Source organism: Streptomyces sp. cg40, assembly GCF_050320165.1.
Lineage (GTDB): Bacteria > Actinomycetota > Actinomycetes > Streptomycetales > Streptomycetaceae > Streptomyces > Streptomyces hokutonensis.
Genome location: NZ_CP190128.1, coordinates 5,253,942 through 5,280,732 on the forward strand (window position 1 = coordinate 5,253,942; position 26,791 = coordinate 5,280,732).

Genomic DNA, 26,791 nt, shown 5'->3' on the forward strand with positions numbered 1-26,791 from the left:
AAAGGCCCAGCTCACGGAGTACATGCGGGTGTAGTTCAGTAGCAGAACATCCCCCTTCCAGGGGGAAGGCGCAGTGTGCAATTCCTGTCACCCGCTCTGCATCACCGTCCGGACCACTCTGGTGGATCGGGTAGGCTGGTGCTCGCGCCGACTGGTGAGAGCCGGTCGGAGGCAATGCGGACGTAGCTCAGTTGGTAGAGCGCAACCTTGCCAAGGTTGAGGTCGCCAGTTCGAACCTGGTCGTCCGCTCGGGAACAAGACCCCGGTCCATTGGACCGGGGTCTTTTCGTGTGCCTCGACGCCCGTCTGACATTTGTCATGCCGAGTGATGACACCGGACACTGCTGCCGCGCCCCCGCCGCCGGGACGCTGGAGCCATGGACACCAACGAACACGAACACGTGATTGAGGTCACCGACCTACGCCGTGTGTACGGGGGCGGGTTCGAGGCTGTGCGGGGGATCACATTCTCCGTGCGGCGCGGAGAGGTATTCGCGCTGCTCGGCACCAATGGCGCCGGCAAGACCTCGACCGTCGAGGTGCTGGAGGGACTCGCGGCGCCGTCCGGCGGCCGGGTGCGCGTCCTCGGCCACGATGCCCACACCGAGCGGGCCGCCGTACGGCCGCGGACCGGGGTGATGCTTCAGGAGGGCGGCTTTCCGTCCGAGCTGACCGTCGCCGAGACCGCGCGGATGTGGGCCGGCTGCACGAGCGGGGCGCGGCCGGTGGCGGAGGCGCTCGCGCTGGTCGGGCTGGAGCGGCGGGCCGCCGTACGGGTCAAGCAGTTGTCCGGGGGTGAGCGGCGGCGGCTCGATCTCGCGCTCGCGCTGCTGGGGGAGCCCGAGGTGCTGTTCCTCGACGAGCCGACGACCGGTCTGGACGCCGAAGGGCGCCTGGACACCTGGGAGTTGGTGCGGGCGCTGCGCGACGGCGGGACGACCGTGCTGCTGACCACGCACTACCTGGAGGAGGCCGAGGGGCTCGCCGACCGGCTGGCGATCATGAGCGGGGGGCGGATCGCGGTCACCGGGACACCGGACGAGGTGACGGCGGGGCGGCCCTCGCGGATCTCCTTCGAACTGCCCGCCGGGTACTTCGTGGGGGACCTGCCGCCGCTCGGCGAACTGGGGGTCGTCGGGCACGAGGTGGACGGGAGGGTCGTACGGCTGCGGACGCACGAGTTGCAGCGGGCGGCGACCGGGGTGCTGGTGTGGGCCGAGCGGGCGGGGATCGAGCTGCGGCGGCTGGAGCTGCGGTCGGCCTCGCTGGAGGAGGCGTTCCTGGGGATCGCGCGGGAGCGGGAGGTGGCCGTATGAACGCCGTGGCGACTACGCCCGCGGGGCGGATGCGGGCGCTGGGGCGGGCCGAGCTGAGCCTGCTCGGGCGGAACCGGAACGCGGTGGTCACGGCGCTGTTCGTGCCGCTGGCGCTGCCGTTCAGTGTGCGGCCCGCGATCGACCAGCTGGATCTGAAGGGGGAGGGGCTGTCGGTCGACTCGGTGATGCTCACCGCCGCGATCGGGTTCTCGCTGCTCTTCGCCGTGTACTCGTCCCTCGTCGGCGCCTTCGTCGCGCGCCGCGAGGAACTCGTCCTCAAGCGGCTGCGCACCGGGGAGCTCGGCGACTCCGAGATCCTCGCCGGGACCGCGCTGCCGGCCGTGTGCCTCGGGTTCGTGCAGTCCGTGCTGCTGGCCGCGGCCTGTGTGCTGCTGCTGGACGCCGGGGCGCCCGCGATGCCCCAACTCGCCTTCCTGGGGCTGCTGTTCGGGCTCGTCCTGAGCGCCGCGCTGGCCGCTCTCACGGCGAGCGTGACCAGGACGGCGGAGAGCGCTCAGGTGACCGCGCTGCCGGTGGTGCTGGTGTCCATGATGGGATCCGGGATCATCGTCCCGCTCCAGCTCATCTCCGACCGGGTCGCGGACGTCTGCCGGTTCCTCCCGCTCTCCCCCGTGATCCGGCTGATCGGCGGCGGCTGGAGCGGCGACCTGTCCGGCTCCGACGCCCTGGTCGCCGTCCTGACCGCGCTGGCCTGGACCGTCCTCGCGGTGTTTGCTGTACGGCGGTGGTTCCGCTGGGAACCGCGGCGCTGACGTACGGAGAGCACCGGATCATGCGGACATCTGGCAGCACGCGCGGCTCCGGCGGCTGGTGGGGGCGGAAGACCACGCCCGCGAAGGTCGAGACGTACACCCGGTGGTCCTTCCACTTCTTCGCCCTGATCGAGGTCGCGGCGGTCGGGCTGCCGCTGTTCGCGCAGGTCGGGACGGATGCCGCGAGCTGGATGGCGGTGCTGGTGACCGGGCACGCGCTGCTCTGTTCCGCCACCGCCTCCCGGGCTCTCGACTGGACGCGCGGCCGGCGGGCACAGCCCGTACGACTGCTGTGGTTCCTCGGGGCGGTGACCGCGCTGATCGCCGTCGTCGCGGTCGTCCTGGGGGAGCGGGGTCACGGCGACGACCAGGCGCAGGCCGCCGCGGCCACGCTCCTGGTGGGCGTGCTGAGTTTCGGCACCGGCACCCTGACGCTCGGGGTGCGCGGCCTGCGCCAGGTCCTCACGGTGGTGGCGGGCGTGGTCGGCGGAACGCTGGTCCTCCAGCTCCCGCTGGGGGTGGCCGCCCCGGCCGCGCTCGTCACCGCGCTCATCGTCCTCGTCGCCGGCGGCGGTCTCGCCTTCACCGCCGTCTTCTCCGTGTGGCTCCTCGACGCCGTCTACGAACTCGACGAGGCCCGCGAGACCCGGGCCCGGCTCGCCGTCGCCGAGGAACGGCTCCGCTTCGGGCGCGACCTGCACGACGTCATGGGCCGCAACCTGTCGGTGATCGCGCTGAAGAGCGAACTCGCCGTACAGCTCGCACGGCGCGGACGGGCCGAGGCCGTGGACCAGATGATCGAGGTCCAGCGGATCGCGCGGGAGTCGCAACGGGAGGTGCGGGATGTCGTACGGGGCTATCGCGAGACCGCGCTCGACGTCGAACTCGCCGGAGCGCAGGGCGTGTTGACGGCGGCGGGCATCGAGTGCGAGGTGACCGGCGAGGCGGCGGGGCTGCCGTCCGAGGTGCAGTCGGCCCTCGGCTGGGTGGTCCGCGAGGCGACGACCAACGTCCTGCGGCACGGCAACGCGGGGCGCTGTGCGGTCGCGGTGCGGGTGGCGGAGGGGAGCGTGGTGCTGACGGTGGAGAACGACGGGGCGAAGACGGTGGGTGCGAGCACCGGTACCGGCGGCGGAGCGGGGCTCGTGGGGCTGCGGGAGAGGCTGAGCGCGGTGGGCGGGGAGCTGGAGGCGGGGGCTGTGGACGACGACCGGTTCCGGGTGAGGGCGAGTGTGCCGCTGCCGGCGGGGGCGGGGGGTGCCGCGTCATGACCGCCGCCGTCGTACGGCTGCTGCTCGCTGATGACGAGCATCTGATTCGGGGGGCGCTGGCCGCGTTGCTCGGGCTGGAGGACGATCTGCTGGTGGTCGCGGAGGCGGCGACCGGGCCCGAGGCGCTGGCCATGGCGCGGGCGCACCGGCCCGATGTGGCCGTACTGGATCTGCAGATGCCGGGGGCGGACGGTGTGAAGGTCGCCACATCGCTGCGGGCCGAACTGCCCGACTGCCAGGTGTTGATCGTGACCGGGCACGGTCGGCCCGGGCATCTGAAGCGGGCGCTGGCGGCGGGTGTGCGGGGGTTCGTGCCGAAGACGGTGAGCGCGCAGCGGCTCGCGGAGATCATCCGCACGGTGCATGCCGGACAGCGGTACGTCGACCCGGAGTTGGCCGCCGACGCCATCTCCGCCGGGGACTCGCCGCTGACCGCGCGCGAGGCCGAGGTCCTGGAGCTGGCCGCCGACGGTGCGCCGGTCGCGGAGATCGCCGAACGGGCCGCGCTGTCCCAGGGGACCGTGCGGAACTATCTCTCCTCGGCCGCCTCGAAACTCGGTGCCGAGAACCGTCATACGGCAGTGCGTCTCGCACGCGAGCGAGGTTGGGTATAGTTGCTCTCGCGCCACGGCGCAGCGCGGACGTAGCTCAGTTGGTAGAGCGCAACCTTGCCAAGGTTGAGGTCGCCAGTTCGAACCTGGTCGTCCGCTCCACGTAAGAACCCCGGTCCGGGTGGACCGGGGTTTTTTCGTGCCCCGTTTTCGGCGGCTAGCTCCAGCTCTGGCCCGTCAGGCGCTCGTACGCCTCGATGTACTTCGCGCGGGTCGCGTCCACGACCTGCTGCGGCAGCGGCGGCGGGGGCTGCTCGCTGCTGCGGTCCCAGCCGGACTCCGGGCCGGTCAGCCAGTCGCGCACGAACTGCTTGTCGTACGACGGCTGCGCGCGCCCCGGCTCCCACTCCTCGGCCGGCCAGAAACGGGAGGAGTCCGGGGTGAGGACCTCGTCGGCGGCGATCAGGGTCTCGCCGTCGAAGCCGAACTCGAACTTGGTGTCCGCGAGGAGGATGCCCCGGTCCCGGGCGATGTCCCGGGCGCGGGAGTAGACCGCGAGGGTCGCCTGGCGCAGCTGCGCGGCGGTGTCGGCGCCGACCTGGCGGGCGACCTCCTCGTACGACACGTTCTCGTCGTGCTCCCCTACGGCGGCCTTGGTGGCCGGGGTGAAGATCGGGGCGGGGAGTTCGCTGCCGTCGACCAGGCCCTCGGGGAGGGCGAGGCCGCAGACCGTGCGGGAGGCGTTGTACTCCAGCAGGCCGGAGCCGGTGAGGTAGCCGCGGGCCACGCACTCGACCGGGACCATCCGCAGGGACTTGCAGACGAGGGTGCGGCCGGCCCAGTCGGCGGGGGCGCCGGGCGGGAGGTCGGTGCCGAGGACGTGGTTGGGGATCAGGTCGGCGAGCTGGTCGAACCACCAGAGGGAGAGCTGGGTGAGGACGCGGCCCTTGTCCGGGATCTCGGTGGGCAGTACCCAGTCGTAGGCGGACATGCGGTCGCTGGCGACCATCACGAGTTCGCCCGCCCCGTTCTGGTACAGGTCGCGCACCTTGCCGGTGTGGAGGTGCGTCAGGCCCGGGACCTGGAGCGGCTCGGGCTTTTCTACGAATCCGGACACGGTTCCTCCAGTGGGTCTCTCCAACTGGCTCGATTGTCCCGTATGCGAGGCCGCCTCCGGACAGGGGGTGAGGTGACCTCGCGAGCGGGGTTCAGTCGTGCTTGCAGATGCGGTCCAGGAGGTTGGCGGTGGCGCGCTGGACGCGGGCGTCGACGTGGCCGGGGCGGTCCAGGGCCGGTGACCAGGCGAAGGTGCCGGAGGCGAAGACCAGGGAGCCGGACGGCGCGCGGTAGAGGGAGGTCTCCTGGTGGCGGAGGGCGCCCTCGTTGTCCGTGTACGGGGAGTGGGCGAGCAGGATGCGCTCGTCGTGCGGGGGGAGCTGGGTGCGCGGGAAGTACCGGTCGGCCTCGCCCGCGACCAGGCCCTCGATGCCCTCGCCCTCGGCGGTGCCGGTCGCCTCCCACAGCCAGTGGTCGGCGTTGCGCACGATCAGGGGATGCGGCTCGGGGACCCGGCCCGCGTACTGGATGCCCACCAACTGCTGCTCGGGGCGGTCGACTTCGCGCCACAGCACCGAGCGGCCCGGGCCCCGGCGCTTGCGGCAGGTGAGCAGCCGGTCGGGGACACCGGACGGCGAAGGCGCCAACTCCACCTGCCAGTACATGGTGTTGGCGGAGAGGAAGACGAGGGACGTGCCGTGCTCGCGGGCCAGTTCGACGGTACGGCGCATGGGGGTCGACCAGTACTCGTCGTGGCCCGGGAAGACCAGCCCCCGGTAGCGGGTGGGGTCGACATGGCCCGCGTGCAGATCGCGGTGGTCGGCGTAGGCGAGGTCGTAGCCGTAGCGCTCGGCCCAGCGGATGAAGTCGTAGGCGTGGCCCACGTGCAGGGGCAGGCCCGCGCCCGCGTACGGGCGGTCGAAGGAGACCGTCGTCGCGGCCTCGGACTCGCCGAGCAGCCGGCCGTCGGCGTCCCAGGCGTGGTAGAGGCTCGCGCCGGTGTGGCCGTCCTCCGGGTAGAGGTTGTACGCCTGCCAGGTGATGTCCGGCAGGAGGAGGAGCAGGTCGGCTGGGTGCTTGTCGCGGACCGTGAAGGGGATGTGCGAGCGGTAGCCGTCGGCGGTGGTGAGGACGGCCACGTAGGCGCCGATGCTCCAGTAGCTCGGGACCTGCAACCGCCAGGAGAGCCACCAGTGGTGGCAGGAGACCGTGCGGTCGGCGGTGAGCGGCGGGGGCTGGACGATGCCCGAGAGGCGGGGGCTGGTGGTGATCTTGGCGGCGCCGTCACCGCCGTAGTGGCCGATGCGGTAGATGTCGACGCCGAACTCCTGGGGCGGGTCGACGGTGATGTGGAAGTCGAGGGCCTCGCCGGGGGCGACCGCGCTCGCGTTGGTGAAGCCCTTGATCTGGCGGCGCACGTCGTCGGCCGAGCGCGGGCCGCCGCCGGACGCGGAGGCGCGCGGGGCGGGGACTTTGAGGGTGTTCCTGCCGGAGGCGTACGCCGGGGGCGGGGCGGGGGCCGGGTCCACGTACCAGGGGACGACGTGGCCGGTGTCGTCGAAGTAGGTCTCGCTGCCCCGGAGCCACGGGACCGGGCCCTGTCCGAAGGGGTCCGTCACGGCGTGCGCCAGCGCTCCCGACTCCCAGCGGCGGATCTGCTCCGACCCCATGTCGCTCCCCTCCCTCGTGCCCCCGCGGTGGTGCTTCGCCCGACTGTCGTATGCCGCAAGCCTTTGCCAGGCACCGGACGGCGTACGGGATCGGCCCCAGCACATCACATTAAGCACGCACTCTGTCACTGGTCGTTGCGAATTGACCAAAAGTGGAGGCGCTGGTTCCGATACGGATGACGGGTGGCGGGGTCCGCCGTCAGACGAGGCGTACCGGCTTCTCCGGGCGTATGCCCAGGTCGATCAGCCATGCCCGCAGCGGGGCCGGGTCGCCGTCCTCCACGAGGCTCAGCACCCTCGGGGCGAGGTCGGCCGCCCTCGTGCCGTTGACGAGAAGCGTCGGGCCGTCGAGCCAGTCGAGGCCGGGAGTCGCGCCGGCCGTGTCCATCGCGGCGCAGCACACCATCGCCGTGACGTGATCGGCGAGCAACTCCCGTCCGCTGCGCGGCGGTTGGAGCGGGAAGAGCGGCAGCGAGCCGTCGTCCCACAGCGCGGAGTCGGGCCCCTGTCCGGGCGGCGCCGAACCGGTCGCCGGAGCCGCCGCCTCCTCCCGCGCCAACTCCGCGGTGAGCCCGGCGGCGAGGGCCGCGCTGTGCGGGGAGCAGCTTTCGCCGAGCTCTTCGTCGTCGTCGGCGGCCATCGCCTTGTAGGGCTCGGGGGCGTGGAGGGCGGTGTCCGGTTCCGCGGGTGGGGTGGCGGGGGTCGGGCCCGTCGCGTAGCGCTCGTCGCTCCCGGCCGACTCCGCGTACCGGCCGGAGGCGTCCGCAGCCGGGTCCGTCAGGTGGTCGACCACCCGGGCCAGGGTCGGGGCGTCGTGGTGCGGGGCGACGGGGTCGGGGGAACGGCGGACGCCGAGGGTGTCCAGGACACGGTGGAGGCGGGCCGCGTCGGTACGCCAGGTGCGGTCGACCACCTCCTCCGGGTACTCCTGCCAGTCCACCGGCGCCCAGTCGGGACCGGCCTCGGCCGGGCCGCCGTGGAACAGGCGGGCGGCCAGCAGTGAGGTCGCCTCGTCGATCGTGCCGGGCTCTTCGAGCAGGTCGCAGGCGGGGCGCTCGCCGAGCCGGGAGGCGAAGCCCTCGGCCAGCCGGTCGCGGCGGGACAGCTCCGTGAGCGCAGCGACGACGCCCGCGTCCAGCCGGGACGGCCAGCGGCCCATCCGCCACGCGGGCAGCGCGACCCGGGTCAGCAGCCGGTCCCAGCCCGCGTACGCCAGCCCCACCTGCTCCTGGGCGACGATCCGCAGGCCGTAGTCCACAGCCTGTGCACGCTCGGCAGCGGCGGCGGCCACACCCCGCTCCATCTCGGCCGCGTGCACCCGGCAACTGCGCAGCAGCAGCCGGGCCACCCAGCCGACACCGGCGAGCACCGAGCGGATCACGGGACCACGCGGTGCCGAGGCCACGGCCACCGCCGCGTCCAGGCCCCGTACGAAACGGCGGGCCGCGGCTATGTCCGGGTGCGCGGAGGGTCCCGTACCCGCGACGACCGGGGCGAGCACCGCGCGCAGCTCACCGACCCGCATCCACCACAGGAACGGGGAGCCGATGACCAGGACGGGCGAGGCCGCCGTACGACGGGAGCGCGCCGGGGTGAGGCCGCGGACGCCCGTGATCTCGTCCCGGTCCTCCTGCGGGAGCGGACCGTGGGCCGGGTGGGTGCGGTCCTCCAGCCAGCTGTCGCAGTCCGGGGTGAGGGCTATCGCGGAGGGCGCGGGGACGTCGAGGCGGTCGGCCAGGTCGCGCACCATGCGGTACAGGTCGGGGGCCGACTCCTCGGCGATCGCGACCGTGGGACTCACGGCGGGGCGGGAGCGGGCGACGACCAGCGCGATGGCGCCGGCCGCGAGCAGCACCAGAACGGCGGCCACGCCCATGATCCAGCGGGCGAGGTCCCAGCCCCGGCCCACGAGATGGCCGGAGGAACCGCCGGCGAGCAGGATCACCGCGACGGCGGCGGGCAACAGGGCGACGGCCAGCGCGCGGCTGCGGATGCGCAGCACGGCCAGGGCCCGGGAACGCGCCGCCTGCGCGCCCGCCTCCACACCCATACCGGTCACGACCGGACCTCACCCCCTCCGTGCTGTCCCGCTCTGCTGGCGTTGCTCACTCCCCCACTGTGGCACCCGCCACTGACATCGCAATGCCGGTGGGCCAAGTGCCGGAACGCTTGCGCCGCACCATAGTTGGGGCCCCGGCCCCCGTCAGCCGGATGGGGCATCGGTCACTCGATGGAATGGCTCAGGGGAAAGGTGGATGACGGAGGGCGAGGGTGAGGGCAAGGTTCAGGCCCCGAATCCTGAGACGAATTCGGGGCCTGCGGGGTTCATCGGCGCGCGGGAGCGCTTTGGGGTTCGCTTGGGTTCGCGTGGGGTTCGCTTGGGGTTACGCGCCCGTCGCCGCCTTCGCCGCGATGTCCGTGCGGTGCTGGGAGCCGTCGAGGCGGACGCGGGCCACGGCCGCGTAGGCGCGCTCGCGGGCCTGCGTGAGATCCGTACCGGTGGCCGTGACGGACAGCACCCGGCCGCCCGCGCTGACGACGTCGCCGCCGTCGTGCCTGGTCCCGGCGTGCAGCACGTACGCGTGCGGGGCGTCCTGCGCGGCCACCTCGTCGAGGCCTGTGATCGGGTCGCCGGTACGCGGGGTGTCGGGGTAGTTGTGCGAGGCGATGACGACGGTGACCGCCGCGTCCTCGCTCCAGCGCAGCGGGGCCAGGTCTTCGAGGGTGCCGTTCGCCGCGGCGAGCAGGACGCCGGCCAGCGGGGTCTTCAGCCGGGCCAGGACCACCTGGGTCTCGGGGTCGCCGAAGCGGGCGTTGAACTCGATGACCCGCACACCGCGCGAGGTGATCGCGAGACCGGCGTAGAGGAGGCCTGAGAAGGGGGTGCCGCGCCGCCGCAGCTCGTCGACGGTCGGCTGGAGGACGGTCTGCATGACCTCTTCCACCAGCTTCGGGTCGGCCCACGGCAGCGGGGAGTACGCGCCCATGCCGCCGGTGTTCGGGCCCTCGTCGCCGTCGAGCGCGCGCTTGAAGTCCTGCGCGGGCTGGAGCGGGACCACCGTCACGCCGTCGGTGATCGCGAAGAGCGACACCTCGGGCCCGTCGAGGAACTCCTCGATGACGACCCGCTCACAGGCGTTGGCGTGCGCCCTCGCCGCGTCGAGGTCGTCGGTCACCACGACACCCTTGCCGGCGGCCAGTCCGTCGTCCTTCACGACGTACGGCGCACCGAAGGCGTCGAGAGCCTCGTCGACTTCTTGCGGAGTCGTGCAGACGTAGGAACGGGCGGTGGGTACACCCGCCGCCGCCATCACTTCCTTGGCGAAGGCCTTGGAGCCCTCCAGCTGCGCGGCCTCCCCGGAGGGGCCGAAGACCGGGATGCCGGCCTCGCGCACGGCGTCGGCGACCCCCGCGACAAGGGGCGCCTCCGGACCGACGACGACCAGCTCGGCACCGAGCTCCGTGGCCAGCGCGGCCACGGCGGCGCCGTCGAGGGCGTCGACCGGGTGCAGCTCGGCGACCTCGGCGATGCCGGCGTTGCCGGGGGCGCAGTGCAGCGCGGTGACGTCGGGGTCGAGGGACAGAGAACGGCACAGGGCGTGTTCGCGGGCGCCGGTACCGATGACAAGGACGTTCACGGGGGTCAGCCTAGGACACGGGGAGGGTGGGGCGGGGCGGGGTGGTGTCGGGGGGGGGCGTACGGAGTGGTGACGGGCGGTCGTGCAGGGCGGTGACGGGGTGGTCGTGCGGGGCGGTGACGGGCGGTCGCCCGGGGTGGGGTCGGGCCGTCGTGCAGGGCGGTGACGGGGTGGTCGTGCGGGGCGGTGACGGGCGGTCGCCCGGGGTGGGGTCGGGCCGTCGTGCGAGACGGTGACGGGGTGGTCGTAAGGGGCGGTGACGGGGTGGTCGTGCGGGGCGGTGACGGGCGGTCGCCCGGGGTGGGGTCGGGCCGTCGTGCGAGACGGTGACGGGGTGGTCGTAAGGGGCGGTGACGGGGGGCCGTAAGGGCCCTGCTCAGTCGCTCCCTCCCTACTCGTTCGTGAACTCCTCCATCACCGTCGCTCCCAGCTCCCGCACGATCAGCTCGTGGCCGGAGAGGGCCGACTCGTCGAGGTCGGGGTCGTCGTCCTCGGGGGTGTCGTCCTCGGCGGAGACGGTGTGGTGGACGAGGGCCGCGGAGGGGGTGGCGGCGGCGGGGGGTTGGGGCTGGGCGGGCGCCTGTGCGGAGGGGGAGTTGGTGGTGTTCGTGGGTGCGGGCGCTGCGGCGGGGGTGGGCTGCGGGGATGCCGGGCGGGGGGCGGGCGCGGCGGGGCCGGGGGCGCCGTAGCCGCCGGGTGCGGGTGCCGTGCCGTAGCCACCTGCCGCACCGCCGCCACCGCCTCCGCCGTAGGAACCGCCTGGCTGCGGGGGCGGAGCGCCGCCGCCCGACGGGTCGACGACCGCCTCGATCTTCCACTGGACGTTGAACTGCTCGGCCAGCGCCTGCTTCAGTACGTCCTCGCTGCCGCTGCTGTTGAAGTTGTCCCGCGCCCCGGCGTTGACGAAGCCGATCTGGAGGGTCGTGCCGTCGAAGCCGGTGACCTGCGCGTTCTGGCTGAGCAGGATCCAGGTGAAACGGCGGCGGTTCTTCACCACTTCCAGGATGTTCGGCCAGAGCATGCGGGGGTCGAGACCGCCGGCCGGGGGCTGAACGGGGGCCGCGGCCTGAGCCTGGGGTGCGGAGGCCGGTACGGCGGCGGGGGCGGCGGTGGGTACGGGTGCGGGGGCGGGGGCGCTGTGGGCGGACGGGGGCTGGCCGCCGCCCGCCGGTGTTGCCGTGGGCCAGCCGCCCGGGCGGCGACCGCTGCCTGCGGCGGTGGCGGTGGGCCAGGCGCCGGGGGCAGGGGGTTGTGCCTGGGGTTGCGGCTGCGCCTGCGGGGGTGCCTGGGGTGGCGGGGCGGGTTGGGAGTAGGGGGTGGGGGCCTGCTCCGAGGGCGTCGCGGGGGCAGGGGTCGGGGCAACGCCGGGTGCCCCTGGGCCTCGTACGGCGGCCCGGGCGGCAGCGGCACCGCCGCCCGGCGGGACGGGTGCGGCGCCGCCTCCGCCGTAGGCCGGAGCCTGGGACTGCATCTGTGCCTGTGCCTGTGCCTGTGCCTGGCCCTGTGCCTGCGGTTGGGGATGGCCACCGTGGACGTCGGGTCCGGGGACGTATCCCATGGCGGGTGCTCCGCCGGCGCCCGCGAAGTTGACGCCTCGTTCGAGCCGGTCGAGGCGGGCCATGACGGACTGTTCGTCGCCGTACGCGGCGGGGAGCATCACGCGGGCGCAGATGAGTTCGAGCTGGAGGCGGGGGGAGGTGGCGCCGCGCATCTCGGTCAGGCCGGTGTTGACGAGGTCGGCGGCGCGGCTGAGTTCGGCCGCGCCGAAGGTGCCGGCCTGGGCCTGCATGCGTTCCAGGACGTCGGCCGGGGCGTCGATGAGGCCCTTCTCCAGGGCATCGGGCACGGCCGCGAGGATCACCAGGTCGCGGAGGCGTTCCAGCAGGTCGGCGACGAAACGGCGGGGGTCGTTGCCCCCCTCCATGACGTGGTCGACGACCTCGAACGCGGCGGCGCCGTCACCGGTGGCGAAGGCCTCGACCACGGAGTCGAGCAGCGAGGCGTCCGTGTAGCCGAGGAGGGAGGTCGCCATGGCATAGGTCACACCGTCAGTGCTCGCGCCCGCGAGCAGCTGGTCCATGACGGACATCGAGTCACGCACGGAACCGGCACCCGCGCGCACGACGAGCGGCAGCACGCCGTCCTCGACGGGGATGTTCTCCCGCCCGCACACCTCACCGAGGTACTCGCGAAGGGTGCCGGGCGGCACCAGCCGGAAGGGGTAATGGTGCGTCCGCGACCGAATGGTCCCGATGACCTTCTCGGGCTCGGTGGTCGCGAAGATGAACTTGAGGTGCTCCGGGGGCTCCTCGACGACCTTGAGCAGGGCGTTGAAGCCCGCCGACGTGACCATGTGGGCCTCGTCGATGATGTAGATCTTGTACCGGCTGCTCGCGGGCCCGAAGAACGCCTTCTCGCGCAGCTCACGGGCGTCGTCCACACCACCGTGCGACGCGGCGTCGATCTCGATGACGTCGATCGACCCAGGTCCGTTGCGCGCGAGATCGCGGCAGGACAGGCACTCACCGCAGGGCGTCGGGGTCGGCCCCTTCTCGCAGTTCAGGCACCGGGCCAGAATCCGCGCACTGGTCGTCTTGCCACAGCCGCGCGGCCCGCTGAACAGGTACGCGTGATTGACCCGGTTGTTCCGCAGCGCCTGCTGCAACGGGTCGGTTACATGCTCCTGCCCGATGACCTCGGCGAACGACTCCGGGCGATAACGGCGGTACAGCGCGAGAGACGACACGCGTACGAGGTTATAGGCGCGCACTGACAACGGGGGCCGACGGGCAAGCTCGCGAGGACGCGAGGGGCGGCAGCCACAGGGATGCCGGGCACCGGGCACCGGGCACCGGGCACCGAAAACTCAAGCGCCCCCCACGCACCCGCCAGAGCCAACCTACCCTTGCTGCCTTCCGGCCCTGGGGGAGTTCAGTCAGATAGCGCCGCGTGGGGGGCTCCGCACAGGCTACAGGATCTGAGCGGGGGGAACGAGTTCGCGAGCACTCCTCAACGTCTTGTATTGTTTGCCGCGGAGGATTCGCCTAGTGGCCTAGGGCGCACGCTTGGAAAGCGTGTTGGGGGCAACCCCTCACGAGTTCGAATCTCGTATCCTCCGCCAGTGCCTCACCGGGCACGATGTCGATGGGCCCCGCTGTTCGCAGCGGGGCCCATCGACGTTGTAGTGGCCAACTTGGGCAGCAAGGGGCCGAAATCGGCCTCCATGGTCCCTTCATGTCGGCGAGGCCACACACTTCCCGCCTGAATCTCGGAAAGTACGCCCGCGCGGTTCACGCGCGAAGTTCTCTCGGGCTTCTACCTGTGACGGGCCGCAAGAGGTCCGCCTGCCTGAGAAGGAGACGCTTGTGGACGTACCTACGGCAATGTCACGGCGAAACGGACCGCCCAACAGTTGTTGAGCGGCCGTTCAGTGATGCACAGCCTCAGGGAAGCCGCCAAGCTCGTCGCTGAATCGAAGCTGGTTGCAGAGCTCCATGATCGAGGCGTCTCCGGTACATGGCCGGCGTGTTGACGGCCGAGCGGGGGCTGCTGATGTCAGTTCGCCACTGGACGAACCTCGCGATGCGGCAGCTCGCGCCGCCCTGTTGAGGGTCTCGCCAGCCGCCGTGCGCCGGCTGATCCAAGGTCCGCTCCCATGTCGACCGGTCAAGCAGGAGGAGCGAACGGGTTCTTCTCGTCCGGTGTCTGTGGCGTGGCCGTCCAGGCCGGGCGGGGTGGGAGCGGGGTCCAGTCGGGGCCTCGGTGGGTCAGCCACCACTGGCCTATGACGTGGAACTTCTCCTCGAAGCGGCGGTCCCAGGCGAGGAAGCCTGTGCTGGGGGCCCGTAGCCGGGTCCTGCGGCCGTTCGCCTCGTGGAGGACGACCGTTCTGGTGCCCATGATGGTTTCGATCTGGATGGACTGGATGTCGGCCCAGGGGATGGTTCGGCGGCGCAGGTTGCGGACCACGGCCGCGGACTCGGTGAGGGTGACGCCGAAGTAGGCGGGAAGCAGGATGTCCAGGACCAGCAGGCCGAAGCAGACGGTCAGCCAGGCGGCCAGCGCGTCCGGGGGCGGTGAGCCGGTCAAGGACGTGACGAGGAGGGCCACACCGACGACGAGCATGGGAAACACAGGGCCCAGCCGTTGCCACACCGTCGCGCTGTAGCGCTGTCTCGGTGAACTGCCCACCGCCGCACCCCCGTTGCCCTGTTGTCCCGCTTGTCAGTCGCGGTCGTTCATTGTCGCCATTGTTGCTGTGACCGGTGACCGTCGGCGAAAGAAATTCTCCGGACGTGACAACCTCCTTGGCCCATGCGCCCGTTCCATGGGCATGAAGTACTTCTCACCGCGCACCGCGCCGGTGCCGGGCGGAGGTGGCCTGTGATCCGGACGCCGGTCGGGCGGGACGTCTCCGATGCGGGTGGTGTCGTCGAAAGCGGGCTGGACTTCGACGACTTCGCGCGCAGCCGGCAGGCGCATCTGCGGCGTTCGGCCCATCTGCTGTGCGGGGACTGGCACTTGGCCGAGGACCTGACGCAGACGGCGCTGGCGAAGCTGTACGCGGTGTGGCGTCGGGTGCGGCAGTTGGAGTCGCCGGACGGGTACGCCCGGCGGGTGCTGTACCGGACCTTCATCGACGAGACCAGGCGCCGACGCTGGTGGGAGCGGACGGGATCGGGGGCGCTTCAGGAGGACATGGTGGCCCCGGCCCCGGCCCCGGCCTCGGATCCGGATCTGCGGCTGACGCTGCTGGACGCCCTGCGGCAACTGCCGCCACGCGGACGGGCGGTGCTGGTGCTGCGGTTCTGGGAGGACCAGAGCGTGGAGGCCACCGCGGCGGCCCTGGGATGCAGCGTCGGCACGGTGAAGAGCCAGACCTCCCGGGGGCTCGGCACGCTCCGGCACATCCTCGCCGAGTCCGGCAAGGACTTCGGGACGACAGGAACCGGGACTACGACAGACACCGGCACCGACTATCTGCGGGCGGAGTGGTGAGCATGAACGGGAAGGGCGGTGACCGGTACGCGGACCAGCACACCCACGCCTACGAGCCCCAACTGATCGAAGCCTTCGGTGAGTTGGGCTCGATGCCCGAGCCGCCCATGCCGGACCTCGTGCCGGGCGCCGTCGTACGCGGCACGCGGATGCGCCGGCGGCGCAGGGTCGGTACGGCCGTGAGCGCCGCGGTCGTCGCGGGGGTGCTCGCGCTCGGCGGGCACGCGCTGCTCGCACCCCGGCCCCAGGCCGCGCCGACGCTGCCCGCGGCGGAGCCGACGGTCTGGTATCCGTCGCTGGAGCTGCTGCGGTCGATCCTGCCCGCTCGCAACGCCGCCGAGATCGAGGCCGGGAATCCGCGCCAACCCCTGCGGCCCGGACGGTACTTCAGGGTGACCACCGCCGATGGCGGCACGGCCGACCTCTACGTGGGCGTCAGCCGGACCGCCGTGGACCCGTCGTACGCCCAGCGGGCCCAGTCCTGCCCGAACAACACCGGACGCGTGCTCGCCTCCCCGTGGAACGGCCTGATCTACAAGTGCAGCCTGACCAGGCGCGGGTCGGGCAGCGTGCTGCGCTACTACGTGTCCGACATGGGACTGCCCGAGCCGGGCAGTCCCCGCACCGAGAACTCCTGGGCGACCGGTGTCAGTTACCTGACCTCGGGCGGCTGGACGGTACAGGTGATCGCCGGCTCGCTCGACGAGGCCGCCGCCGGCAAGAGCCGCGGCAGTTCCTGGACGGACACTCCCCTGCTCCAAGTGGCCACCGACCCGCGCATCTTCGACGCCGTCAAGGAGACCGGCGACTGAGCTGACGCACCTCCGGCACACATCTTGATCAACCCCGACAACGAGGATGGCATGAGCATGCCCAAATTCAGTACACCCGACATACGCAGCCCCCTGGTCACCGCACTCGCCATCGGCCTGCTGCCCCTCCTCGCCGCCTGCGGTGGCGGCGGCGCGGGCGCCAAGTCGGCCGCGTCCGGCGGCAGTTCGGGCGGCGGATCCGGCGCCGCCACCACGACCGCCTCCAACGGCGCCGTGCAACTCACCGTCCCCGACGGCGTCGACGAGGCGACCAAGCAGCAGTACATCGAGGAGAACGCCATCGCGGTCTGCATGAAGAAGCAGGGCTTCACCTACACCCCGAACGTGCGGACCTCCACGGCGGCCGATCCGCTCGTGGCGGTCGACGGGGAGGACTACGCGCAGGCGAAGCAGTTCCGGCAGAAGTACGGCTTCGGGTACTACGCCGGCGCCGTCTACCCGAACGACCCGAACGTCCCCTTCAGCAAAGCCGCGGCGGCCAAGCGGATCACGCCCGTGGACCACGACGAGGACGGGCTGACCGACGCGCAGAAGAAGGCGTACGACATCGCGCTGAGCGGTCCCCCGGCCAAGTCCAAGGCCGAGGAGAAGCCCGGCGGCTGCTCGGAGGTCGGGCGGGTCGCGGCGCACGGACCGGCGCTCAGCGCGGCGGCCGAGAAGAACGCCGAGAAGGCCCGTAACGACGCGAACCACGCCAACGGCCTCGCCCTCAACGGAGATCCCCAACTCGTCCAGCTCGCGCAGCAGTTCGCGACCTGTCTGACCGGGCAGGGCATCCCCGTCTCCACCACCCAGCCGACCGGCATGGTCGACATGGTCCGCATCGACATCTCCAAGAAGCTCCCGGAGAACTTCATGTCGATGAGCAAGGAGACCGCGCTGCCCCTCCTGAACAAGGACATCGACATCGCCCTGAAGGACCTGGACTGCGGAAAGAAGTTCCGCGCCGCGTACTTCCCCAAGGAGAAGGCCAAGCCGTACTACGGGGAGGACGGATGAGCCGCCCGGAGGAAGCGAGCACGCGCCGGATCGGCAGCGGTCGTAGGCGACTTGGGCTCGTGGTGGGGGCCGTGGTGCTCGTCGGTGCGGGCGGGTGGTTCGCCGGGACGCAGGTGCAGTCGCCCGCGGACGCCGCCGCCGCGCACACGGCGCCGAAGGCCGGGCCGGTGACCGTGGCGGTCGTACGGCAGTCGCTCACCGCGAGTGTGGTGGCGACCGGGTCGGTCGAGTTCGCCTCGCCGCGGCCGCTCTCGCTGGCCGGGCCGGTCGGCGCGGGGACGTCCGCCGGTACGGACGGCGAGGGTGCCGAGCAGCGGGTCACCAAGGCGCCGACAGCCGGTACGAAGATCAAGGAGGGCGACGTGCTGATGACGGTCAACGGCCGTCCGGTGTTCGCGCTCGGCGGTTCCGTGCCGATGTACCGCGTACTGGGGCCCGGCAGTTCTGGCGACGATGTGACGCAGCTTCAGAAAGCCTTGCAGCGGCTCGGGTTCGACCCCGGCTCGATCAGCGGGACGTACGGTCAGGGCACCGCCGGCGCTGTCGCCGCCTGGTACAAGAGCAAGGGGTACGACGCCCAGGAACCGAGTCCCGCCGATCAGCAGCAGCTCGGCTCCCTCGAACAGGCCGTATCCGCGGCGCAGGAGGCGCTGCTCACCACCGACAGCGTCTCCCCCAGCACCGGTTCCGCCTCTCCGAGCCCCCAGTCCGGCACCGACCAGCAGGTCCACGAGATCCAGGTCAAGTCCGCCAAGAAGGCGCTGGACCTGGCGAACGACGCGCTCAGCAGTTTCAAGGCCACCTACGGTACGAAGGTCCCGGCCGGCGAGGTCGTCTTCCTGCCGAAGCTGCCCGCGCGGCTCGACAAGGTGAGCGTGAAGACGGGCGACACCCCGTCCGGCCAGATCGGCACGGTGACCAGCTCCGACGTGGTGGTGGAGGCGGCCGTCCCCGGCACGGACGCGCAGCTCCTGCGGCACGGGATGACCGCCCGACTGACCACGGCGGACGGCAAGTCGGCGACCGGCACGGTGGATGTCGTGGCGGACGGCTCCGGCTCCGGCTCCGATACGTCGTCGGCCGCGGACTCCTCCGCCTCGGACTCCTCCGCGACGGCCCCCGCCGCCGCCGATGAAAGCGACTCCTCCGACTCCTCCGGCTCCACCGCCGCCGTCCAGGTGCGCATCACCGTCCCGGAGCCCGGGCCGCTCGCCGGTGAGGCCGGGGCCGCCGTGAAGGTGACCATCAAGGTCGGGGCCTCGGACGGCAAGGTGCTGACCGTGCCGATGGCCGCGATCCACACCTCGTCCGACGGGCGGGCCCGGGTCCAGGTCGCCCGCGGCAACACCGTGACCGACGTCCATGTCACCGTCGGGCTCTCCGCTGCCGGGATCGTCGAAGTCAAGCCCGCCGGGGGCACGTTGAAGGCGGGCGAGAGGGTGGTGGTGGGCGAGTGACCGACACCGTGGTGGAGAGCGTGGTCGATACGGTCATCCAACTCACTGGTGTGGAGCGGACGTTCCCCTCCGAGCCACCTGTGCACGCCCTGCGCGACGTCCACTTGACCGTCCGGCGTGGCGAACACCTGGCCATCGTCGGGCCGTCCGGTTCCGGGAAGTCGACGCTGCTCAACACGCTCGGGCTGCTGGACCGGCCCACGGCGGGGTCGTATCTGCTGGACGGGGTGGAGACCACCGGGCTCGGCGACCTGGAGCGGACCTCGTTGCGCGGGAGCCGGATCGGGTTCGTGTTCCAGGCCTTCCACCTGCTGCCGTACCGGACGGTCGACGAGAACGTGATGCTGGCCGAGACCTATCGCAGGCCGCGTTCCGAGCGCGGGCGCGGTGGGCGGCTGGCGCGGGCCCATCTGGCCCTGGAACAGGTGGGGTTGGGGCACCGGGTGGGTTTCCGGCCGGACCGGCTGTCCGGTGGGGAGCGGCAACGGGTCGCCATCGCACGGGCGTTGCTCAGCGATCCGGCGCTGCTCCTCTGCGACGAGCCGACCGGGAACCTGGACACCGAGAACACCCTCTCCGTGCTGGAGCTCTTCGACGACCTGTGCGCGCAGGGCATGACGCTGGTCGTGATCACCCATGACGACGCGGTCAGCCGGCGGGCGGCCCGCCGGGTCCGGATCACCGACGGGCGACTCACGACGGAGGACCGGTGAGAGGCGCGAAAGGGCTGGTGAGAGACGGGAAAGGGCTGGTCGAGCGGCCCTGGATGGATCCGCGGGACCTGTGGACGGAGGCCCTCGCGGGGGTGCTCGCCCGGCCGGTGCGGTCCGCGCTGACCACGCTCGGCACGGTCCTCGGAATCACCACGCTCGTCATCACGATCGGGGTCGCGTCGACCGCGGGCAACCAGATCGTCGGCCGGTTCGACGCCCTCACCGCCACTTCGGTGACCGTGACCGTGCCGGCGCCGCTGCCCGGTGCGGAGGACGCCGGGCCGCTGGTGCCGTGGTCGGGGACCGACGCCGTAGGACGGCTGGCGGGTGTCGTCGCGGTGGCCGCGCTCGCGGACTCGAACGCGACCGACAGCGTGCTGGTGCGGTCCAACGACGTGACCGCGCCCGGTGACATGTCCGGCCAGACCCTCGCCGTGCTCGCCGCCTCGGCGGGGCTGCCGGCCGCCGTGCACGGGACCATGACGGCGGGACGGTTCTACGACGCGGGGGACATCGCCCGGCACGACCATGTCGTGGTGCTCGGCGACCAGGCGGCGAAGCTGCTCGGCATCAAGCGGGTGGAGGACGCGCCGGCGGTCTTCTTCAAGGGGCAGTCGTACACGGTCATCGGCATTCTCGGCGGGATCCGGCGCGAACAGCGGCTGTCCACCGCCGTGTTGGTGCCGCCGACCACCGCGGCCGACCGGATCGGGCTGACGGACATCACCCGGGTGCTGGTCGACACCGCGCTGGGCGCGGCGAAGCAGGTGGCGCGGCAGGCGCCGATCGCGCTGGCGCCCGGACACCAGGACTCGCTCTCCGTCGAGGCGCCGCCCGATCTGTCCAAGGCGCGGGCCGGGGTGCAGAACGACACCAACAGCCTGTTCCTCGTCCTCGGGCTGGTCTCGCTGGTGGTCGGTGCGATCGGCATCGCCAATGTGACGCTGGTGACGGTGATGGAACGCGTCGGCGAGATCGGGCTGCGGCGCTCGCTGGGCGCGTCCCGACGGCAGGTGGCCGGGCAGTTCCTGCTGGAGTCGACAACCATCGGGCTGCTGGGGGGAGTTGTGGGAGCGGCGCTGGGCATCGCGGTCGTGGTGTGTGTCGCCGTGTTCAAGGAGTGGACGCCGGTGCTCGACATGCGGCTCGCGCTCGGTGCCCCGCTGGCCGGCGCCCTCGTCGGACTCCTCGCGGGCCTCTACCCGTCGCTGCGCGCCGCCCGCATGGAGCCGGTGGACGCGCTGCGCGCACCGTCGTAGAAATACGGCCGTCGTAGAAACAAGACGGTCGTAGAAGCACGACGGTCGTAGAAGCACGACGGTCGTAGAAACACGGCCGGGACAGGGCCGACCTCCTGACCTGCACTCCTCGGGCCCGGTGCCGGAGCGGTGAGGGGAGCGGCCCATGTCCTCGATCACCACGCCTCGTGCGGAGAACTCCGCGACGCGGCTGGAGTTCTGGCGCGAGACCGTCAGCCGCACCTTCGTGCCGCTGGAGATCGAGCCGCGTGAAGGGCCCGATTTCCACGCGCGGTTGAGGGTCGCGCGGGTCGGTGAGGCGCGGGTGTCCGTCGTGGCCACTCCGCCGCACACGGCCCGCATCCGGCGACCAGCCGGCTCGGACGCGTCCGACCACGTCAAGGTCAGCCTCCAGCTGACAACGGCGAGGAGCCCCTCGGGGTCGATCTCCTCCACCTCAATGTGCGGGACGGGCGGCGGGTCAGCGCGTGGACGGCGTTCGTCCAACCCGTGCTGGACAGCCCGCTGTTGACCGTGCTGACCGGTGCGCCGGTGGTCCAGGTGCCCGTCGTGGGCGGGCGCGCGTGCGGGGTCGAGGGCGGCCGGACCGTCGCCGTACGGAGTACGGGCGATGTGGTGCTGTCCGGCGGGACGATCGGCGCGGCGCAGTTGCTGCTGCGCAGCGGGATCGGGCCCGCCGACGAACTGCGGGCGATCGGCATCGGCGTCGTCGCCGATCTGCCGGGGGTCGGGCCAATCCGCACGATCACGCGCTCGCCCCGGTGGGGTACGAGTCGGCGCGGCCGGTGCCGGCGGGGACGTCCAACAAGATCGGGGCGCAGTACTTCGCGAAGACCGATCCCGCACTCGCCGTCCCCGACCTCCAGCCCGTGATGTCCCACGTGCCGCTGCCCGTCGTAGGACAAGAGGTGCCGGCGGAGGGACACGGGTGCAGCCTCGCGCCGGGCACGATCCGGACGCTGAGCCGGGGGCGGCTGTGGCTGTGGTCCGCCGATCCGGGCGAGGCGTCCGCGCTCGACCCGCGGTACTTCGAGGAGCCGTACGACCTGCGGGCGATGGTGACGGCGGTCAGGCGGGCGCGGGAGATCGGGGAGCGGAAGGCGCTCGGCGAGTGGCGGGCGCGGGAGGTCGCGCCCGGGCCGGGGGTGGTGACGGACGACGAGATCGCCGCGTATGCGAAGCGGAACCTGGCCAGTTGTCACCACCAGGTGGGGACGTGCCGGATGGGCGCCGTGCCGGAGGCGGTCGTCGATCCGCTGGTTCGGACGCGGGGGCTGCGGGTCGCGGACGCGTCGGTCGTGGCGGCCGTCCCGTCGGGCAACACGCATGCGCCGACCGTGGTGATCGGCGAGCGGTGCGCGGAGTTCCTGATCAGCGGCTGATCTCCCGTTGCGGGGTGCCCCGGTCCGGGTTGGAGTGAGGGCAGAACGCAGCTCACCGAAGGAGTCCGTCGTGGTGGACAGGCGCAGGTTCATCGTGGGGTCCGGTGCCGCCAGCGCCTTGGCCTTGCTCGGCGGGACGGCCGGATGCACGGCGCGGGCCGAGGGCGAGGCCGTGAGCGCGACGGCTCCGGCCGACGGGCACATCCGGGGCGCCACCGCGATCACCAAGGTCTACGGCGACGGGCAGAAGCTCATCGCGGTGGCGGTCGAGTACGACGCCGACATCACCGGTTCGGCCCTGTCGACGTCGACGTTCAAGATCACCGGCCGGACCGTCACCAAGGTCTACGCGAACCGCTCGGCCGACCTCGCCGAGCGGGGCAGGGACGGGCGCCACGTCATCGTCGAGCTGTCGCCGGACGACAAGGCGGCGGCACTGTGGGTGACGCAGCAGGGGTCCGGCGCGGCGGCGGGGAGCGCGTCGCCCACGCCGTCCGGTTCCTCGCCCACCGCGTCCGCTACGGCATCCTCGTCGTCCTCCGCCGGCGCGGCCCCCGGCGGAGGCGGTCCGAAGGTCGGGGACAGCACGCCGGGCGGGACGATCGTCGCCGCGAAGGCGACCGTCACCCAGACCGGCACCGTCACCACCGCCTCCGGCGCCCGCTACCCCGCGAGCGCCACGAAGGTGACCACGGGCGCGGTGAAGAACCTGATCGTGGACGACTTCCGGCAGTTCACCTTCAACGACCCGGTGACGAAACAGACCCTGAAGTACAACCTGTTCGTCCCCAAGGACTACGACCCCCGCAAGCACTACCCGCTGGTCCTGTTCATGCACGACGCGAGCGTGGTCAACGTCGCGACCGAGGGCCCGCTGGTGCAGGGCCTCGGCGCGGTGTGCTGGGCGAGCCCCGAGGACCAGGCCCGGCACGAGGCCTTCGTGCTCGCGCCCGAGTACGGCTCCGTCGTGATCGACGACACCTACGAACCGTCGCCGCTCTTCGACACCACCGCGCATCTCGTGCAGGCGCTCACCAAGAAGTACAGCCTCGACGGGAAACGGCTCTACGCGACCGGGCAGTCGATGGGCGCGATGATGACGCTGGGCCTGAACATCAAGTATCCGGAACTGTTCGGGGCGTCTTTCGTCGTCGCCGGGCAGTGGCCGTCCGACCAGGCGAAGTCGTTGGCGAAAAAGAAACTCTGGATTGTCGTGTCCCAGGACGACGACAAGTCGTACTCCGGCGAGAACGCCATCACGAAGGTCGTCAAGGCGCAGGGCACGGCCGTGGCGACCGCGGTATGGGACGGGCGGTCCACAGGTGCCCGGTTCGCCACGGACGTCCGGAGCATGAAGGCGCAGAAGGCACCGGTCAACTATGCCGCGTTCAAGACCGGCACGGTCGTGCCGAAGGGCTCGTCGACCAGCGCGCACATGGCCACCTGGCACGTCGCCTACACGATTCCGGGCATCCGGGAGTGGGTCATGGGCCAGTCCCTCTGAGTTCGCTCTGAATGCGGCCTGTTTTCGTCGTCGAATTTCCGCCGCCGCCGAATCGGGCGAATGCGGGTCAATAATTGCGGCACGATAACCCGCGCCAGCTAAGGTTGCGCGAAGCGAATTCACCGGGACGACCAGGGAACTTCTGCGCCCCCTGTGGAAACGCTTCATATTTCGCCTATCGCTTCACAGATTGAGGCAGGACAGTGGCGCCCGGCAGCCCTGACAACCTCGATCGAAGGAGCTCACCTTCATGGACAGGCGTAGGTTCATGGCCGGTACCGCGACCGCGACGGCGGGGGCCCTGGTGGTGTTCGCCGGCGCGTCCCCCAGCTCGGCACGGGAGGCGGACGGGACGACGGCCGCGACCGGTGCCGCCGGTGCGGGCGGTTCGGGCGGTTCGGGCGGGGACCATGTGAAGGGCCTCACGGCCATCACCCAGGTCTTCGGCGCCGGGCAGAAGCTCGTCGCGGTGGCCGTCGAGTACGACAGAGAGATCGACGGGCGGACGCTGTCGACGTCGACGTTCACGGTCGCCGACCGCACCGTGACCAAGGTCTACACGAACCGCTCCGCCGACCTCGCCGACCGGGCGCGCTACGGCCGCTACGTCATCGTCGAGCTGTCCCCGGACGACACGGCGGCGGCCCTGTGGGTGACCCAGCAGGGCGGCGGCACCCCGCCCACCGGCGGTACCGGCACCGGCGACTCCGGCGGCGGGGTCGGGGCGGGCGGCCCGAAGGTCGGCGACACCACCCCCGGCGGCACCATCGTCGCCGCGAAGGCCACGCTCACGCAGGCCGGCACGGTCACCACGGCCCACGGCACGCGGTACCCCGCGAGCACCACGGCGCTGACCACCGACGCGGTGAAGAACCTGATCGTCGACGACTTCCAGCAGTTCACCTTCAACGACCCCGCGACCGGTCAGACCCTGAACTACAACCTGTTCGTCCCCAAGGACTACAACCCGCGCAAGCACTACCCGCTGGTGCTGTTCATGCACGACGCGAGCGTGGTCAACGTCGCGACCGAGGGCCCGCTGGTGCAGGGGCTCGGCGCGGTGTGCTGGGCGAGCCCCGAGGACCAGGCCCGGCACGAGGCCTTCGTGCTGGCTCCCGAGTACGGCTCGGTCGTGATCGACGACGACTACCTGCCGTCGACCCTCTTCGACGCCACCGCCAACCTCGTCGAGTCCGTGACGCAGCAGTACAGCATCGACCGCAAGCGCCGCTACACGACCGGGCAGTCGATGGGCGCGATGATGTCGCTCGGCCTGAACATCAAGTACCCCGACCTGTTCGCGGCGGCGTTCATCGTCGCCGGGCAGTGGCCCGAGGCGCAGGCCGCGCCGCTGGCGAAGAAGGACCTGTGGATCCTGGTCTCCGCCGACGACACCAAGGCCTACCCCGGCGAGCAGGCCATCACCGCGGTCATCCAGGAACAGGGCACGCAGGTCAGCACCGCGCTGTGGGACGGGCAGTCCACCGCCGCCGAGTTCGCGGCCGACGTGCGCGGCATGAAGGCGCAGCGGACTCCGGTGAACTTCGCCGCGTTCGAGGCGGGCACGGTCGTACCGACGGGCTCCACGACCAGTGCGCACATGGCGACCTGGCAGGTCGCGTACACGATCCCGGGCATCCGGGACTGGATCATGCGCCAGTCGATGTAGTCGATCGAACGGTGCTCCGCCCCGGGGGCGGGTCCTGGCCGCGGCGCTCGGCGGCATAGAGTGCTGCGGCAGGTCCGGCAGGCGTGGGTGGAGGTAGATCGCGATGGAGAACCTGCCACAGCTCACCGTGGGACGGCTGTTCACCTCCTGGCAGGCGGACGTCCCCGCGCTGCTGGTCGTCGCGGTCCTCGGCGGCCTGTACGGCTGGGGCGTCCTGCGGCTTCGTCGCCGGGACGAGTCCTGGCCGGTGGCGCGGACGGCCGCGTTCGGGCTGTTCGGGCTCGGCACGATCGTGGTCGCCACGATGTCCGCGCTCGCCGTGTACGACCGGGTGCTGTTCTGGCCGGCCGCCGTCCAGAACGTCCTCCTCGACCTGATCGCCCCGCTCGGCCTGGCCCTCGGCGATCCGCTGCGGCTGGCTCTGCGCGCCCTGCCGGAACGCGCGGCGGCGCGGGCGCAGGGAGCCCTGACGGGCCGGGTACTCCGGCTGCTCACGTTCCCCCTCGTCAGCACGGCCCTCGTCCTGACCACAGAGCTGACGATCTACTTCACGCCGTACTTCGAGACGGCGTTGGCCAACGGCTGGCTGCACCAGCTCATGTACCTCCAACTGCTGCTCGCCGGGAGCCTGTTCGTCCTGCCCGTGCTCACCCGCGAGGAGGCGCTGCCCGCATGGTGCACGCATCCGGTGCGGGCGGCGCTGGTGTTCGTCGACGGGATCATCGACGCGGTGCCGGGCATCGTGGTGATGACCCACGGCACGCTGATCGCCGGTTCCTGGTACCTCGCCCACGCCCCGTCCTGGGCGCCGGACGTCCAGCACGACCAGCAGCTCGGCGGCGGCGCGATGGTCGGCATCGCGGAACTGGTCGCGATCCCCTTCCTGCTCGCGATCCTGGTGCAGTGGGCGCGCACGGAACGCGCGGAGACGGTCGCGCTGGACCGGCGGCTGGACACGGAGCTGGAACGGATCGCCCCCACGGAAGCCGTGGTCGACGGCCCGGAACTCGTCCGCCCCTGGTGGGAGACCGAGAACAGCGAGGTCGCACAGCGGTTCCGGGGACAGCGGTAGACGTCCCTCAGGTGAGGGGCAGGGCGTCCAACTCCCGTATGAGCCGGGCCCCTTCGCGGGTCATGATCTCCGGGTCGCGCAGGGCGTTGGAGAGCAACGACATGCCCTGGTAGGCGGCGACGAGGGTGAGCGCGAGCCCCTCGGGATCGGCCGCGCCGAGCTGCCGGTACTGCCGCTCCACCCAGTTCACCAACCCCCGTATGACCTGCCCCGCGGCGAGATCGAGGCCGTCCTCGTACCGCTTGTCCAGCTCTACGGCGAGGGTGCCCATCGGGCAGCCGTGGCGGGCCGCGATGTCCTTCTGGTCGACCCAGCCGCCGATGAGGGCCTTGAGGCGTTCGCGCGGGTCGGGGAGCTGGTCGAGGCGGGCGGTCAGGGTCGCGAGGTTGCCGGTGTGCTCGGAGAGGGCCGCCTCGATCAGCTCGTCCTTGGTCTTGAAGTAGTAGTAGACGTTGCCCGTCGGGACGTCGGCGGCGCGGGCGATGTCGGCGATGGTCGTGCGCTCCACGCCCTGCTCGTGCAGGACCCGGGCGGTGGCGGTGGTGAGCCGCTGCCGCTTGCCCATGGCAGGGGGCGGGGCGGGCCGGGTGGGCCGGGAATCCTTTGAGTCAGTCACCTGACTAACTATAG

Annotated in this window: 23 protein-coding genes, 4 tRNA genes and 1 other RNA gene; 20 read left to right on the top strand and 8 right to left on the bottom strand. The window is 71.8% G+C overall.

All coding sequences use genetic code 11. The annotated features are described in order from the left end of the window. Positions 1-24 precede the first annotated feature (24 nt). The 7 genes from ACQHII_RS23250 (at position 25) to ACQHII_RS23280 (ending at position 4,073) form a co-directional block, all read left to right on the top strand. A tRNA-Gly gene (locus tag ACQHII_RS23250) sits at positions 25-96 on the top strand. A gap of 80 nt (positions 97-176) precedes the next feature. After that, positions 177-249 (top strand) — tRNA-Gly (locus tag ACQHII_RS23255). Positions 250-377: 128 nt separating this feature from the next. After that, the gene (locus ACQHII_RS23260) at positions 378-1,316 is read left to right on the top strand and encodes an ABC transporter ATP-binding protein (RefSeq protein ID WP_427921113.1); all 939 of its coding nucleotides are present in this window, start codon (positions 378-380) and stop codon (positions 1,314-1,316) included. Continuing rightward, complete coding sequence (locus ACQHII_RS23265) at positions 1,313-2,089, top strand: ABC transporter permease (RefSeq protein WP_427921114.1); 777 nt, start codon at positions 1,313-1,315, stop codon at positions 2,087-2,089. Before ACQHII_RS23260 ends, ACQHII_RS23265 begins: the two co-directional genes overlap by 4 nt. Positions 2,090-2,109: 20 nt before the next feature. Beyond that, a complete protein-coding gene (locus ACQHII_RS23270; RefSeq protein WP_427921115.1) occupies positions 2,110-3,360 on the top strand; it encodes a sensor histidine kinase in 1,251 nt (416 codons plus the stop codon). Continuing rightward, positions 3,357-3,974, top strand: a complete 618-nt coding sequence (locus tag ACQHII_RS23275; RefSeq protein WP_427921116.1) for a response regulator — start codon at positions 3,357-3,359, stop codon at positions 3,972-3,974. The genes ACQHII_RS23270 and ACQHII_RS23275 overlap by 4 nt, the downstream gene beginning before the upstream one ends. A 23-nt stretch (positions 3,975-3,997) precedes the next feature. Further along, positions 3,998-4,073: transfer RNA gene (locus ACQHII_RS23280), tRNA-Gly, on the top strand. 55 nt (positions 4,074-4,128) lie between these two features. On the opposite strand, the gene ACQHII_RS23285 is transcribed toward ACQHII_RS23280, so the two are convergent. The 6 genes from ACQHII_RS23285 to ffs form a co-directional block, all read right to left on the bottom strand. Next, positions 4,129-5,028 carry a phosphoribosylaminoimidazolesuccinocarboxamide synthase gene (locus ACQHII_RS23285; protein ID WP_427921117.1) on the bottom strand — a complete coding sequence of 300 codons (900 nt, stop codon included), beginning with the start codon at positions 5,026-5,028 and terminating at the stop codon, positions 4,129-4,131. 91 nt (positions 5,029-5,119) lie between these two features. Then, positions 5,120-6,637: a N,N-dimethylformamidase beta subunit family domain-containing protein gene (locus ACQHII_RS23290; RefSeq protein WP_427921118.1), complete on the bottom strand. Its 1,518-nt coding sequence runs from the start codon at positions 6,635-6,637 to the stop codon at positions 5,120-5,122. A 199-nt stretch (positions 6,638-6,836) separates the two neighbouring features. Then, positions 6,837-8,696, bottom strand: a complete 1,860-nt coding sequence (locus ACQHII_RS23295) for a hypothetical protein (RefSeq protein ID WP_427921119.1) — start codon at positions 8,694-8,696, stop codon at positions 6,837-6,839. 325 nt (positions 8,697-9,021) lie between these two features. Further along, positions 9,022-10,275: a phosphoribosylamine--glycine ligase gene (purD, locus tag ACQHII_RS23300; protein ID WP_427921120.1), complete on the bottom strand. Its 1,254-nt coding sequence runs from the start codon at positions 10,273-10,275 to the stop codon at positions 9,022-9,024. Between the two features lie 391 nt (positions 10,276-10,666). Continuing rightward, a complete protein-coding gene (locus tag ACQHII_RS23305) occupies positions 10,667-13,021 on the bottom strand; it encodes a DNA polymerase III subunit gamma and tau (RefSeq protein ID WP_427921121.1) in 2,355 nt (784 codons plus the stop codon). A 117-nt stretch (positions 13,022-13,138) separates the two neighbouring features. Next, positions 13,139-13,237, bottom strand: an RNA gene (gene ffs / locus ACQHII_RS23310) — signal recognition particle sRNA small type. A 71-nt stretch (positions 13,238-13,308) separates the two neighbouring features. On the opposite strand from ffs, the gene ACQHII_RS23315 reads away from it, so the two are divergent. Continuing rightward, positions 13,309-13,396, top strand: a tRNA-Ser gene (locus tag ACQHII_RS23315). Positions 13,397-13,941: 545 nt separating this feature from the next. Here ACQHII_RS23315 and ACQHII_RS23320 read toward each other — a convergent pair. Then, positions 13,942-14,466 (bottom strand): hypothetical protein, encoded by a 525-nt coding sequence (locus tag ACQHII_RS23320; RefSeq protein WP_427921122.1) that lies wholly within the window; start codon positions 14,464-14,466, stop codon positions 13,942-13,944. A gap of 192 nt (positions 14,467-14,658) precedes the next feature. Here ACQHII_RS23320 and ACQHII_RS23325 point away from each other — a divergent pair, with 192 nt between their 5' ends. The 12 genes from ACQHII_RS23325 (at position 14,659) to ACQHII_RS23380 (ending at position 26,161) form a co-directional block, all read left to right on the top strand. Continuing rightward, positions 14,659-15,273: a SigE family RNA polymerase sigma factor gene (locus ACQHII_RS23325; protein WP_427921123.1), complete on the top strand. Its 615-nt coding sequence runs from the start codon at positions 14,659-14,661 to the stop codon at positions 15,271-15,273. Between the two features lie 2 nt (positions 15,274-15,275). Beyond that, complete coding sequence (locus ACQHII_RS23330; RefSeq protein WP_427921124.1) at positions 15,276-16,085, top strand: hypothetical protein; 810 nt, start codon at positions 15,276-15,278, stop codon at positions 16,083-16,085. A 57-nt stretch (positions 16,086-16,142) separates the two neighbouring features. Continuing rightward, entirely contained in the window at positions 16,143-17,105 is a 963-nt protein-coding gene (locus tag ACQHII_RS23335) for a hypothetical protein (RefSeq protein WP_427921125.1), read from the top strand. Then, entirely contained in the window at positions 17,102-18,562 is a 1,461-nt protein-coding gene (locus tag ACQHII_RS23340; protein ID WP_427921126.1) for a peptidoglycan-binding protein, read from the top strand. The genes ACQHII_RS23335 and ACQHII_RS23340 overlap by 4 nt, the downstream gene beginning before the upstream one ends. Continuing rightward, entirely contained in the window at positions 18,559-19,275 is a 717-nt protein-coding gene (locus tag ACQHII_RS23345; protein ID WP_427921127.1) for an ABC transporter ATP-binding protein, read from the top strand. Before ACQHII_RS23340 ends, ACQHII_RS23345 begins: the two co-directional genes overlap by 4 nt. A gap of 17 nt (positions 19,276-19,292) precedes the next feature. Continuing rightward, a complete protein-coding gene (locus ACQHII_RS23350) occupies positions 19,293-20,534 on the top strand; it encodes an ABC transporter permease (protein WP_427921128.1) in 1,242 nt (413 codons plus the stop codon). 145 nt (positions 20,535-20,679) lie between these two features. Then, entirely contained in the window at positions 20,680-21,045 is a 366-nt protein-coding gene (locus ACQHII_RS23355; protein WP_427921129.1) for a hypothetical protein, read from the top strand. Beyond that, positions 20,976-21,407, top strand: a complete 432-nt coding sequence (locus tag ACQHII_RS23360; RefSeq protein ID WP_427921130.1) for a GMC family oxidoreductase N-terminal domain-containing protein — start codon at positions 20,976-20,978, stop codon at positions 21,405-21,407. The genes ACQHII_RS23355 and ACQHII_RS23360 overlap by 70 nt, the downstream gene beginning before the upstream one ends. After that, complete coding sequence (locus ACQHII_RS23365) at positions 21,296-21,916, top strand: GMC oxidoreductase (protein ID WP_427921131.1); 621 nt, start codon at positions 21,296-21,298, stop codon at positions 21,914-21,916. The genes ACQHII_RS23360 and ACQHII_RS23365 overlap by 112 nt, the downstream gene beginning before the upstream one ends. A 73-nt stretch (positions 21,917-21,989) precedes the next feature. Beyond that, on the top strand, positions 21,990-23,420 hold the full coding sequence (locus tag ACQHII_RS23370) for a hypothetical protein (protein ID WP_427921132.1): 1,431 nt from the start codon (positions 21,990-21,992) through the stop codon (positions 23,418-23,420). A gap of 250 nt (positions 23,421-23,670) precedes the next feature. Continuing rightward, entirely contained in the window at positions 23,671-25,089 is a 1,419-nt protein-coding gene (locus tag ACQHII_RS23375; RefSeq protein WP_427921133.1) for an alpha/beta hydrolase-fold protein, read from the top strand. 103 nt (positions 25,090-25,192) lie between these two features. Next, positions 25,193-26,161, top strand: a complete 969-nt coding sequence (locus ACQHII_RS23380) for a cytochrome c oxidase assembly protein (RefSeq protein ID WP_427921134.1) — start codon at positions 25,193-25,195, stop codon at positions 26,159-26,161. Positions 26,162-26,168: 7 nt separating this feature from the next. Here the strand turns inward: ACQHII_RS23380 and ACQHII_RS23385 are convergent, their stop codons facing one another. Beyond that, positions 26,169-26,777, bottom strand: coding sequence for a TetR/AcrR family transcriptional regulator (locus ACQHII_RS23385; protein ID WP_427921135.1), 609 nt, complete (start codon positions 26,775-26,777; stop codon positions 26,169-26,171). Between the last annotated feature and the right edge of the window lie 14 nt (positions 26,778-26,791).

What these genes read in the sequence shown, in the direction of transcription:
- ACQHII_RS23270 (WP_427921115.1), top strand. Translation starts at nt 2,110, where the DNA reads ATGCGGACATCTGGCAGCACGCGCGGCTCCGGCGGCTGGTGGGGGCGG.
- ACQHII_RS23340 (WP_427921126.1), top strand. Translation starts at nt 17,102, where the DNA reads ATGAGCCGCCCGGAGGAAGCGAGCACGCGCCGGATCGGCAGCGGTCGT.
- ACQHII_RS23290 (WP_427921118.1), bottom strand. Translation starts at nt 6,637, where the DNA reads ATGGGGTCGGAGCAGATCCGCCGCTGGGAGTCGGGAGCGCTGGCGCAC.
- ACQHII_RS23260 (WP_427921113.1), top strand. Translation starts at nt 378, where the DNA reads ATGGACACCAACGAACACGAACACGTGATTGAGGTCACCGACCTACGC.
- ACQHII_RS23375 (WP_427921133.1), top strand. Translation starts at nt 23,671, where the DNA reads ATGGACAGGCGTAGGTTCATGGCCGGTACCGCGACCGCGACGGCGGGG.
- ACQHII_RS23380 (WP_427921134.1), top strand. Translation starts at nt 25,193, where the DNA reads ATGGAGAACCTGCCACAGCTCACCGTGGGACGGCTGTTCACCTCCTGG.
- ACQHII_RS23265 (WP_427921114.1), top strand. Translation starts at nt 1,313, where the DNA reads ATGAACGCCGTGGCGACTACGCCCGCGGGGCGGATGCGGGCGCTGGGG.
- ACQHII_RS23355 (WP_427921129.1), top strand. Translation starts at nt 20,680, where the DNA reads ATGTCCTCGATCACCACGCCTCGTGCGGAGAACTCCGCGACGCGGCTG.
- ACQHII_RS23330 (WP_427921124.1), top strand. Translation starts at nt 15,276, where the DNA reads ATGAACGGGAAGGGCGGTGACCGGTACGCGGACCAGCACACCCACGCC.
- ACQHII_RS23335 (WP_427921125.1), top strand. Translation starts at nt 16,143, where the DNA reads ATGCCCAAATTCAGTACACCCGACATACGCAGCCCCCTGGTCACCGCA.
- ACQHII_RS23275 (WP_427921116.1), top strand. Translation starts at nt 3,357, where the DNA reads ATGACCGCCGCCGTCGTACGGCTGCTGCTCGCTGATGACGAGCATCTG.